The organism is Fibrella musci (genome assembly GCF_041321105.1).
Classification (GTDB): domain Bacteria; phylum Bacteroidota; class Bacteroidia; order Cytophagales; family Spirosomataceae; genus Fibrella; species Fibrella musci.
In genome coordinates this window covers 1,205,426-1,216,279 of the sequence record NZ_JBGGWD010000001.1, presented here as the reverse complement: position 1 = coordinate 1,216,279, position 10,854 = coordinate 1,205,426, and the positions used below count along the sequence as shown (strand labels likewise).

The 10,854-nt window shown below is 49.6% G+C and carries 9 protein-coding genes and 1 tRNA gene; 6 read left to right on the top strand and 4 right to left on the bottom strand.

Features of this window, described 5'->3' with window-relative positions; translation table 11 throughout:
• Positions 1 to 96 precede the first annotated feature (96 nt).
• Together ACAW74_RS04905 and ACAW74_RS04900 are read left to right on the top strand one after the other, a co-directional pair.
• Positions 97 to 693: a master DNA invertase Mpi family serine-type recombinase gene (locus ACAW74_RS04905; RefSeq protein ID WP_370697072.1), complete on the top strand. Its 597-nt coding sequence runs from the start codon at positions 97 to 99 to the stop codon at positions 691 to 693.
• Between the two features lie 34 nt (positions 694 to 727).
• A complete protein-coding gene (locus ACAW74_RS04900; protein ID WP_370697071.1) occupies positions 728 to 2,179 on the top strand; it encodes a hypothetical protein in 1,452 nt (483 codons plus the stop codon).
• A 208-nt stretch (positions 2,180 to 2,387) separates the two neighbouring features.
• On the opposite strand, the gene ACAW74_RS04895 is transcribed toward ACAW74_RS04900, so the two are convergent.
• Together ACAW74_RS04895 and ACAW74_RS04890 are read right to left on the bottom strand one after the other, a co-directional pair.
• Positions 2,388 to 3,554, bottom strand: a complete 1,167-nt coding sequence (locus ACAW74_RS04895; RefSeq protein WP_370697070.1) for a tyrosine-type recombinase/integrase — start codon at positions 3,552 to 3,554, stop codon at positions 2,388 to 2,390.
• 139 nt (positions 3,555 to 3,693) lie between these two features.
• A tRNA-Asp gene (locus tag ACAW74_RS04890) sits at positions 3,694 to 3,767 on the bottom strand.
• 274 nt (positions 3,768 to 4,041) lie between these two features.
• On the opposite strand from ACAW74_RS04890, the gene ACAW74_RS04885 reads away from it, so the two are divergent.
• The 4 genes from ACAW74_RS04885 (at position 4,042) to ACAW74_RS04870 (ending at position 8,425) form a co-directional block, all read left to right on the top strand.
• On the top strand, positions 4,042 to 4,584 hold the full coding sequence (locus ACAW74_RS04885) for a PAS domain-containing protein (RefSeq protein WP_370697069.1): 543 nt from the start codon (positions 4,042 to 4,044) through the stop codon (positions 4,582 to 4,584).
• Between the two features lie 115 nt (positions 4,585 to 4,699).
• Complete coding sequence (gene rpsO / locus ACAW74_RS04880; RefSeq protein ID WP_015331424.1) at positions 4,700 to 4,975, top strand: 30S ribosomal protein S15; 276 nt, start codon at positions 4,700 to 4,702, stop codon at positions 4,973 to 4,975.
• A gap of 383 nt (positions 4,976 to 5,358) precedes the next feature.
• A complete protein-coding gene (gene pnp, locus ACAW74_RS04875; protein WP_370697068.1) occupies positions 5,359 to 7,494 on the top strand; it encodes a polyribonucleotide nucleotidyltransferase in 2,136 nt (711 codons plus the stop codon).
• A 67-nt stretch (positions 7,495 to 7,561) separates the two neighbouring features.
• On the top strand, positions 7,562 to 8,425 hold the full coding sequence (locus tag ACAW74_RS04870) for a sigma-70 family RNA polymerase sigma factor (protein WP_015331426.1): 864 nt from the start codon (positions 7,562 to 7,564) through the stop codon (positions 8,423 to 8,425).
• Between the two features lie 95 nt (positions 8,426 to 8,520).
• On the opposite strand, the gene ACAW74_RS04865 is transcribed toward ACAW74_RS04870, so the two are convergent.
• Together ACAW74_RS04865 and ACAW74_RS04860 are read right to left on the bottom strand one after the other, a co-directional pair.
• Positions 8,521 to 9,096: a HEAT repeat domain-containing protein gene (locus tag ACAW74_RS04865; RefSeq protein ID WP_370697067.1), complete on the bottom strand. Its 576-nt coding sequence runs from the start codon at positions 9,094 to 9,096 to the stop codon at positions 8,521 to 8,523.
• Between the two features lie 27 nt (positions 9,097 to 9,123).
• Positions 9,124 to 10,668: a zinc metalloprotease gene (locus ACAW74_RS04860; protein ID WP_370697066.1), complete on the bottom strand. Its 1,545-nt coding sequence runs from the start codon at positions 10,666 to 10,668 to the stop codon at positions 9,124 to 9,126.
• Positions 10,669 to 10,854: the final 186 nt, after the last annotated feature.

Sequence of the window (10,854 nt, the reverse complement as noted above, 5' to 3'; positions counted from 1 at the left end):
GTTTTACCTCCTAATAAATAGGGTATGTTATCAGTGGTTACAATCCGTCAATAACCGCGTATATTTAATGCTAGTAATGGGTTAACTCTTGCCCCTATGATTTTTGCCTATATCCGCGTATCGACTGACCGCCAAACGGCTGAAAACCAACGGTACGAGATTTTGAAGAAGGCTGCCGCCGACAGAGTCCACATCGACTACTGGGTTGAGGAAACCGTATCGGGCACCCGATCTGCCGACGAGCGGGCGCTGGGCCAGTTACTTTCCTCAATGAAACCTAAGGACGCATTATACGTGACGGAACTTTCGCGTCTTGGTCGCAGCCTGATGGAGATCATGGCCATCCTGCATTCGTGTATGGAGAAAGACGCCCGGGTATATGCCATTAAGGAAGGCTACGAGCTAGGCAACAATATCAACAGTAAGGTGTTGGCGTTTGCGTTTGGCTTGTCGGCCGAAATTGAACGGCAGCTAATCAGCCAACGGACACGTGAAGCGCTAGAGCGCAAAAAAGCAGAAGGAGTCAAACTCGGCCGGCCACAAGGAAGTCGAAATAGAGAGGTGAAGTTAACGGGTAAGGGAGATGTAATTAAGGAGCTACTGAAAGCTAACGTTTCGCACTCTGCTATCGGTCGTATCTTGGGCGTGGATAGACAAACAGTAAGTGCTTTTATTAAAACTAACAATATGTAAATCTATCAGTAGGCAAATCATTCAAAAATAAAATATGCTCAGAGTATACTTAGACACGCAGATAATAAGATATCTTTCTCTAAACATTAATAATTCTAATGAATATTCTGACTTACTGAATCTCATAACAAAACAAAAGGAAAGTTTTGTTCTTCCTTATTCAATTGGGCATTTTTCAGATTTAAAGAGGGATCTAACAGACAAAAAAAATGTTGATCTCGCTTTTATGAGCAAGATTGGGATGTCTAAGTTTTTTAGATTTAACTTTAATATTAACAGATTAACGGTTAAAGAAGATGACGCTACTAAAGCTTACTACTCTGGTAAGTTTAATGAATACTCTAATTATTCTGTAAGAAAGTCATTTACTCAACGAATAGGGGCCTATGATCAAATTAAAGCATTTTATGAATCATATATTAAAGTTTTAGAAAAAGCTGAGAAAAGCAAAAAAACATTAAGTAAAGAAGAGACTAATTTATACAATTCTATAAGAGAGTTAGTGCCATTTAGTAGAAAAGATATAACTATGAGAAAATTCGAAAGGCATTTAAATAAAGGGCTTAAAAATACTTTAGAATCTTCTAAAGATCGTCAGAAAAAATTTGTTAAAAGTATTTATGATGATGCAAGAAGCTCTTATTCACTGCCTAAGCAACAGATAGACTATAAAAAACCTAATCTGAAGGTCGATTTAGAAAATAGTGATCTCCAAAATTTTATTGTTGACAATATCTTTCTACCTATCGTAAGTATGTTCAATAAGACAGATATTGAATCTATAAATAATTTTCACTTATTCACTAGATCATATGAAATGCTTGAACTCACAGGCATTTTAATTGAAAATCTGAAAGCTACTACTGTGCAGAGTAGAGTAAGTGACAGCTTACATGCTTTCACAGCATCTTACTGTGACATTCTGATCACTGAGGACAAAAAGCTAACACAGAAAGCAAAGCTGCTATATGGCGTATTGTACATAAATACTCTAGTATTCACAGCTAAAGAGTTTTTGAGCTTTTACAATGAATATTTATCATTAATAGTAATCGATCCAGATCAATTTTTAGGATTTTTAGAACAAGATATTAGGAGACATAAAATTGAACAAGAAAAACAAGGATTCAAGACAAATAATCAATATTTTATTGAAAGCGAATGGCGTTACATGGGCTTCTTTAATAGCTTACAATTTATACAAATTCGAGGCGAAAGTATTATTTGTTTATCAAGGCTGACAAATAATTTTGATGACACTTGGAGTGAAGATGAAATTAGATTGTTAGTAAGTACAGGATTGAAAACGTTCGGTGATGATATAGGACGTAGGCTGATGTTTGATGAAAATGTTGAAATCAATGAAATAGCGAGTGGTAACTGGCCCGGCAGAGCTTGGTTTTATGCTGGATACTATATACAAATAATAAGTGATTTCAATCACATTAATCAAATACTTCTTACCGTATCAAAACCAGATCGATAGTAAATTAGCCATTTATCAGAGCAATCAAAAACATTAATTTGCACACTTTTTCGATGCTCACTCAGACTAACATACTGTGTAGCCATTTTGCTTGAACTGTGCCTCATACGTGTTTAAAGCGTCACCACATCGCCACCTAAATCGATGGATTGCATTTCAAATATATATTGGGAGATGTAAGCTTTAATCTTGAAGTCGAAAGCAAAACCTACTTAAAGTAGTCAAAAACCTTAATCTGTTCCCGCTTACGCTTATTGCTGATGTGTACGTATTGCATAGTCGTCTGAATCTTTTTATGACCCATGTATTCTTTTAGTGTGACCACGTCGCCGCCCAGTTCAATGAAGTTGGTGCCAAAGGTGTGTCGGGCCGTGTGCGTACCAAACTTCTTTATCGTCCAGTTTAACTCTGAGGCGATTTCTTTAAGCATTCGCCGGGCGTACTGATCCGTGAAAGTGGTAAAGAGTTTGCCTTGCTGTTTGGTGATAAAGCTTAGCGCCAGCTCGTGCAACGGAATTGTGATAGCGGGGCGATGACTGTTGCGGGTTTTGTGTGCTTCAAAGACAAGAGCGCCGTCAATAATATGCGCATCCGTTACCCGCATGATGTCGGAGATGCGAAGGCCGGTAAAGCAGGAAAATAGAAAGTGCTGAAGTACGCAGTGCCAGGCGGGCTTGAGGCTGGGCCTATTATATAGGTCGAGTAATTGCTTAACCTGCTCTAGCGTCAGCACGTCGGGGACGGTTTCAATATGTTTGACCTTGACGACTTTGAAGGGATCGTCGAATATTACGCCCGAAGCCAGCGCCAGTCGCACATAAGTACGAACATCTTTCAGTGTCTTCTCGCGGGTAGCTGGGGCGTTGCCCAGCTTGCTTTTCATCCAGGCCCGGAAGTTCTCCAGTAGTTTGGGTGTCAGCTCCTGATAGGTGCAGGTGGGTTTGTATTGTTTGAGCTTGCTCAGGGAGGCTGAATGACACACCCAAGAAGCCTGCTCGATCTTGCGCCGCCGCAGCCGGTCGTCCATCTCCTTCTTCCAGAAGGCGTAAAAGTCGTCGCGGCCACTCTCGTTGTAAAACTCTTTCCGGAGCAGCTCAACCGTCAACGTCTTTTTGGCCAGCCGGTAATGGGTGAAGATCTCATTAAGCTGCGCCTCCTTGGCACGGATGATCAACTGATAGTCGTCGAGCTGGGCATCCCCCTTGTGCCGGGCCAGTAGTTTGGACGAGGCCTTACTGAAGTGAGCCGCCGACCAGCTTAACTCCAGCGGGAAGCGGATCATTTTTCCCTCGATGAACACCTGTAGGTAAAGGGGAGCGGTGCCGTCGCGTTTTACGTGATCGTCTTTGATGATGAGGCGAATTGACGTCTTCATGAGCAGCGAAATCAGGAAAAAGTCGGACGTAATTCGGACGGAAAAGACCCTAATACGCGCGTTCGGAAGTGATTCGGAAGGGGATTAAACGCAGAAAACCCCCTCAGGAGACTCCTGAAGGGGTTTTCTTGAACTTCTGCGGACTGGACGGGACTCGAACCCGCGACCTCCGCCGTGACAGGGCGGCATTCTAACCAACTGAACTACCAATCCTTTTACTTTTGACTTCGTCTCTTCGCTGCTGCGTTGTTCCGTTATCGTGGTGCAAAAGTAGAGCGTTAAAACACGTTGCGCAAGCCCTTGCCCGAAAAAAATGTGGCTTCTGCTGCGATTAGATCGCTTTTGGCTTGGTTCTCAATTAACTAGCCCACAAAATTTTTTTTGCTTCGGCGGCTGTCCCGTAGCCTCAATATCGATGCACGGATTTGAAAATGACCGGCCTGTCTAGTATCTTTCAAGTTGATTTTCACCTTTCTCTTCTTTAATCATGGTTTTTTCACAAGCTTATACCGAAATGATTAACCGGGCCAACAGTCGATGCAACCTCGACGGGCAGCGGTCTTATCCGCTTCCTTGCCTGGAAATTTTTTTACTGGATCAGGCCGAGAAGAAAGCCAAGGATAAAGAAGCTACGGTTTTCGGTCAGTTGATCGACATCTTCGACTGGAAACTGACCCGGAAGCAGCGGAAGACGTACCTGAAGGCCCTTAGCCTGGGTATGACCCTGGTGCTAACCGACCTGTCGAAGACCATTTTGTGGGCCAGCCACAGCTTCCTGAGCATGACCGGCTACACCACCGCCGAAGCCGTGGGCCGCACCCCCAAGTTCTTACAGGGGGCCGACACGAGCCATTTTGAACTCTCCCGTATCCGGAAACACCTGCGGCAGGCTACGTCTATTGAAGCCAGTCTGGTCAATTACCGGAAAGGCGGTGAGCCCTACCAGTGTCAGGTGGCGATCGATCCCCTCCGCAACAGCCAGGGTGAACTCACGCACTTCATCGCCATCGAATCGGAGGTTATGGTGTAGACAGGGCCGTGAAGGGCAGCCCGACGCGGTCACGGGCGCGCTATGACTTCCCAGTTTTATTCCCTACCTTTGCAGCCTGTTAAAAAATCAAGTGTAAACAAAAAGCTGTCTGACGATGTATTTATCATCTGAAAAGAAACAGGAAATTTTCGCTTCGCACGGTGTTCAGAAAGCTTCGGCTGACACCGGCTCGGCAGAATCTCAGATTGCGTTGTTTACGTACCGGATCAATCACCTGACTGAGCACCTCAAGGCTCACAAGCATGATTATAGCACCCGTCAGGGACTGCTGAAACTGGTAGGTAAGCGTCGCCACATGCTGGACTACCTCCAGCGTAAAGATATCAGCCGCTACCGGGCCATTATTGCGGAACTCGGTATCCGTAAGTAATCGGATCGGTTGCGTCAAACAGGGAACTCTCTAGCGGGTTCCCTGTTTGCATATATGGACATTTATAAGTAATCATTAGGTGCCCAATAACGAACGATAGCTACCGATAGCCGGTAGTTTCGAGCGATTTATCGAATAGGTACCTTCTTTTTTTGAATAATCCATAGTCCGACAAGTGACCTTTCGGCTAGGCTTGATTCATAAAGCGAAGTTCCCCAAATCCCGGTTATCGCAGGCGGCGTTTGGCCGCATGAGGACCCCGATTCCTCCGATTCAACAGACCGGCGTTGAGCGACCTTCAATTTTGTGGTGCAAGCGGTAGGGTAGAGTCTCTAATTTTTGATGTTTTTAAAGCTGTTGTAGCGCGAAGTAAAACTGTCTGTATGTTTCAAGTCACCACACAAACGGTCGCCCTCCCCGATGGACGGGAGATCACGATTGAAACCGGTAAGCTGGCCCGTCAGGCCGACGGAGCCGTTGTCGTTCGATTGGGCGATACGATGTTGTTAGCCACCGTCGTGGCCAGTAAAGAAGCCCGCGAAGGGATCGATTTTCTGCCACTGTCGGTCGATTATCAGGAAAAATTTGCGTCTGCCGGTCGGATTCCCGGTAGCTTCCAGCGCCGCGAAGGTCGGCTGTCGGATTACGAAATCCTGATCAGCCGCCTCGTTGACCGGGCGCTGCGCCCCACTTTCCCCGAAAATTACCACGCCGACGTGCAGGTGATGATCACCATGATCTCGGCCGATCCCGAAGTACAGCCCGATCAGCTGGCCGCCCTGGCTGCTTCATCAGCGCTGGCCGTTTCCGACATTCCGTTTGGTGGCCCCATTTCGGAAGTACGGGTTGCCAAAATCAACGGCGAATACAAAATCAACCCGCTGACGTCTGAGTTGCAAAACGCTACCCTCGACCTGATTGTCGCTGCCAACGAGCGCGATATCAACATGGTGGAAGGTGAACTCGACGAAGCGCAGGAAAACGAAGTGGTTGAAGCGTTGAAAGTGGCCCACGACGCCATCAAAGCGCAGATTGCCGCTCAAAAAGAACTCGAAGCGAAGGTTGGCAAGACCGAAAAGCGCGAGTACAATCACGAAACGCACGACGAAGAGCTGCGCGCTGCCGTACGGGCGTTTTGCTATGACAAGATTTACGAAGTAGCGAAGAAAGGACAGGCTAGCAAGAAAGCCCGTTCGGAAGGCTTCAAGGCCGTTCGCGACGAATATATGGCGTCGTTGCCCGAAGGCACCGAGGTGAACGAAAGCCTGGTTAAAACGTATTTCCACGACCTGGTTTGGGAAGCATCGCGCAACCTGGTGTTGAACGAGCGCTACCGCCTCGACAGCCGCAAGCTCGACGAGATCCGGCCCATTCAGTGCGAAGTCGATTACCTGCCCCGTGCGCACGGTTCGGCCATCTTTACCCGTGGCGAAACCCAGTCGATGACCACCGTAACGCTCGGCACTAAGCTGGATGAGCAAATCGTGGATCAGCCGCTGACGCAGGGCTACAACAAGTTTATGTTGCACTACAACTTCCCCGGTTTTTCAACGGGTGAAGTGAAACCCAACCGGGGTGCCAGCCGCCGCGAAGTTGGCCACGGTAACCTGGCTCACCGCGCCCTGAAAGGCATGCTGCCCGAAGGTCAGGACAACCCCTACACCATCCGTATCGTATCCGACATTCTGGAGTCGAACGGCTCGTCGTCGATGGCGACGGTATGTGCAGGTACGTTGGCGCTGATGGATGCCGGTATCAAAATCAAAGCGCCTATTGCCGGGATCGCGATGGGGCTGATTACCGACGAAGACACCGGTAAATACGCCGTATTGTCGGACATCCTGGGCGATGAAGATCACCTGGGCGACATGGACTTCAAAGTGACGGGTTCAGAAAAAGGCATCACCGCTGTCCAGATGGACATGAAGGTGAACGGCCTGTCGTACGAAATCCTGACCGAAGCCCTGATGCAGGCCCGCGCTGGCCGATTGCACATCCTGGGTGAGATGAATAAGGCGCTCGACGCCGTGAAGCCGGACCTGAAATCGTTTGCGCCGCGTGCATACGTGATCAAGATCGCGCAGGATCAGATCGGCGCCGTAATCGGACCCGGTGGTAAAGTGGTTCAGGAGATTCAGCGTGAATCTGGGGCTACGGTCAACATCGAGGAGCGGGAAGGTGCTGGTTTTGTCAGCATTTTCGCGACCAACAAAGAGAGCATGGATAAAGCCGTTGGCCGCGTTAAAGGCATCACGGCCACTGCCGAAGTTGGTGAAATCTACGACGGTAAGGTGAAGACCATTCAGCCGTTTGGTGCCTTCGTTGAGTTCCTGCCGGGCAAAGACGGGCTGCTCCACATTTCAGAGGTGAAGTGGGAGCGTCTGGAAACCATGGACGGCGTCTTTAAAGTAGGCGATGAAGTGCGGGTAAAATTGGTCGAGATTGACAAGAAAACGGGTAAATACCGTTTATCTCGTAAGGCCCTGCTACCCCGTCCGGAGAACAATACGAAAGCCTGAATTGTTGACTAAAAAGGGTAGTAGCGTCTTTTTGAGGGTGTTACTGCCCGACCTACCTCAATAAGCCATGAGACAGCTAAAAATTTCAAAACAGATTACCAACCGCGAGAGCCAATCGCTTGATAAATACCTTCAGGAGATTGGTAAAGTGGACCTGCTTACGCCCGACGAAGAGGTGACGCTCGCCCAGAAGATCCGGGAAGGGGACCAGCTCTCGCTCGAACGCCTGACTAAGGCCAACCTGCGTTTCGTGGTGTCGGTAGCCAAGCAATACCAGAACCAGGGGTTGTCGTTGGGTGACCTGATCAACGAGGGCAACCTCGGCCTGATCAAAGCGGCCCAACGTTTTGATGAAACCCGTGGTTTTAAATTCATCTCCTACGCCGTTTGGTGGATTCGTCAGTCTATTCTGCAAGCCTTGGCCGAGCAGTCGCGGATTGTACGCCTCCCGCTGAACCGGGTGGGTTCGTTGAACAAGATTTCGAAGACGTTCTCGGATCTGGAGCAGAAATTCGAGCGCGAGCCGTCGCCCGAAGAACTGGCTGCAGTACTCGATATCTCGCCGGCCGAAGTCGTGGACACCCTGAAGATCTCAGGTCGTCACGTGTCGATGGATGCACCGTTTGTGCAGGGTGAAGAAAACAGCCTGCTCGACGTACTCGAAAACGACGGTGAAGACAAGCCCGATTCAGGCCTGATCAACGACTCACTGCGTAAGGAAGTACAACGCGCGCTGTCGACGCTGACTCAGCGCGAGGCCGATGTGATTACGCTCTATTTCGGTCTGAATGGCGAACACGCCATGACGCTGGAAGAGATCGGCGAGAAGTTCAACCTCACCCGCGAGCGCGTTCGGCAGATCAAAGAGAAAGCCATCCGTCGCCTGCGCCACACGTCACGCTCGAAAGCGCTGAAGACGTACCTGGGATAATCTACAACCCTGTAAGGTTACGAACTCCACAGGGTATAGCGTAACAAAAAGCCCCGACCAGTACTGGTCGGGGCTTTTTGTTGGCAATCAGTTAACTACGAATCCGTTTTAGAACGACCATCTGATTTAGGCGTGGTCGCCGTCTGTTTGGATGGTTTCTGCGTCAGTTGCTGACGAATGCGCTGATTCTTTTTGAGCGATAAACTGTGCTCAGCCAGAGCCCGCTCTTCGGCGTTCGTTGATGCGCTGAGAAATCGCAGAATAAACAGCGATAGCATTGAGGCACCGTTCGTCAGCAGGTTCTGCATGATGATCAGGCCAACGGACGGTGACAGGCGATGAATGGCCTGAATAGCTTCCAGCCGGATGGTGTCTTCTTCGTGTGTAGCCTTGGTTAGCCGAATCAGATCATCGAGGGCGTCTATGTTTTTTTGGTAGCCTAACGCCCGAACGGCCTGCTTACGCAGGTGGGTATGGTGAGTAAACCGTTCGGTAGCTATTACGCGCAGCACTTGCTGTTCGTCGGCGGTAAAGGAAAACTCAACGGGCTTATCAAACCCGCAGGAACCAGCCAGTAATTGCTGATTCAGACTAATCCGAAGTTGAATTGCCTTGGTTGGTATGGTATCGATCAGGCGCGAGGGGCGACTTAGTGAATCGGAAGTTTCCATAATGGGTAACGCAAAAGGTGTGGTTGATTAAATGAAGACCATGTAGCCGTGGGGTAGCATCGTGCGATACTGATTGTAGTCGAGGTTGGGTCCACGGACACCCGTATTGGAGCGCATCAGGTTGTTGGCGTCTTCCAGGTGTTGAAGGCCTAGATAGTGTCCAACTTCGTGCCCAATCAATTGGCTCAGTACGGCTGTGTTGAGCCGACGTACCCCGGCGGCGTCTGTAAAGCCTGTTTTGTCAACCGCTATGCCGTCTTTGTTGCCTGTTTTGCTGGTTGGGCCGGGTATATCACCCGCATAACCGTTGTAGGAATTCCAGTTGAAGCCCTGACACACATAGACATCGACGAAATCGTTTTGTACCGACCAGCCAGACAGCAGGTTCCGGAATTCGGTTTCGCTATCCAGCACCGTGAAACCGCCCGCCTGCGCGTTGTTGATGATGTACCGCTGTACGCCCCGGAGCGTAATGTCGCGCCGTTCGTAGATTTGTCGCATCTGATCAACCGCCGTGTAGAGGTCGTTGTGTTCCTGCGTGCCGAAATCGCCCACTTTGATGATGTTAACGCCATAAGCCAGCATAACCCGGGCGGTAATCTGACCCGCAACAACCCGGCCTGCGGTCGATTCCATCCGAATCTCGATGGCCATGTCTTCTTTGGCTTTGTATTTATTGTGGATACCACTTCCGGCTGGCGAACTGAACCAGAAAGACGCCTGCCAGGTCGAAAAGGCCGGAACTACAGGCGCACTGCCAAGGTCAAAACCGCCCGATTCGACGAGTGTGCCGCTCCCCACGGGTCCATCCCAGAAACTCCAGTTGACCCGCCGTTTCATGGTTACGGGTACGGCATCACCGTTGGCCACGGTAACCAGACACTCGGTCAGGAAGGTATTGGTGGCGGGCTGAAAGGCCCCCCGTACGCTCCAGGTTCCGGTAACCGTGGCACCGGCCGGTGCGACCTGCAAGGATAGCGGATTGGCCGGCAGCACATAGAACGACTTGACGAAAGAGGTTTGGCTGCCATCGGCCCGAAACAGATCGACGGTGAACTCCGCCAACCCGACCGGTAACGTGCGGGTCGAATCGAAGGCCACGGCAACCTGCCCTTTCCGCTGTTCGTTGCGCTCAATCACTTGCTGAACCGTGAAGGGTTCACCCGCCCACGCCACGTTGATTGACAGAAATTCGACCGGCGATTCTGTCTGGTTCAGAAAGCGAATGAGCAGGGAAAACGTACGGTTGCTCAGCAGGTACGTTGGTTCAGCGATTACGTCCGTGATAATAAACTTGGGGAGTGCTCTAAAGGCGATATGACGGCTGAGCAACTCGGCTGTAGTGCGTTTAAGGCCGGTTGTCTTCAACTCGTTGGCCGCGTTGTAACGGCGGAGCCAGGGCTGAACTTTAGTGGCTTCGGCCCTCGATAGACCCAGTGTCCGGCTGATGTCGTCGATTGATGCTTTCGCGAAATCGAGTTCGGCGTAAGGCGCGGTGTCAGTGGGCGAGAATGCATTTCCGGGAGCCGTTCGTAGAAAAGCGTTCCGGGTGGTTGTCTGTGGTGTCTCCATTGGTTTGGCGTGGATGTTTATAAATACCAATGGCAAGGTAGAGCCCAATCAGTCGGCCTAGTAGCGCTATTCTACTGAGTTTATAGACGTATAAGTACTTGATTGACAGAATGGAGGTGTTGCGGTAATTTACCTGCGCCCAGATCGATTCGTTGGCGATAGTAGCCCTGGCGCGGCTCAGGTACG

Coding starts and splice junctions, on each gene's coding strand:
- ACAW74_RS04905 (WP_370697072.1), top strand. CDS start 97: ATGATTTTTGCCTATATCCGCGTATCGACTGACCGCCAAACGGCTGAA.
- ACAW74_RS04900 (WP_370697071.1), top strand. CDS start 728: ATGCTCAGAGTATACTTAGACACGCAGATAATAAGATATCTTTCTCTA.
- ACAW74_RS04895 (WP_370697070.1), bottom strand. CDS start 3,554: ATGAAGACGTCAATTCGCCTCATCATCAAAGACGATCACGTAAAACGC.
- ACAW74_RS04885 (WP_370697069.1), top strand. CDS start 4,042: ATGGTTTTTTCACAAGCTTATACCGAAATGATTAACCGGGCCAACAGT.
- rpsO (WP_015331424.1), top strand. CDS start 4,700: ATGTATTTATCATCTGAAAAGAAACAGGAAATTTTCGCTTCGCACGGT.
- pnp (WP_370697068.1), top strand. CDS start 5,359: ATGTTTCAAGTCACCACACAAACGGTCGCCCTCCCCGATGGACGGGAG.
- ACAW74_RS04870 (WP_015331426.1), top strand. CDS start 7,562: ATGAGACAGCTAAAAATTTCAAAACAGATTACCAACCGCGAGAGCCAA.
- ACAW74_RS04865 (WP_370697067.1), bottom strand. CDS start 9,096: ATGGAAACTTCCGATTCACTAAGTCGCCCCTCGCGCCTGATCGATACC.
- ACAW74_RS04860 (WP_370697066.1), bottom strand. CDS start 10,668: ATGGAGACACCACAGACAACCACCCGGAACGCTTTTCTACGAACGGCT.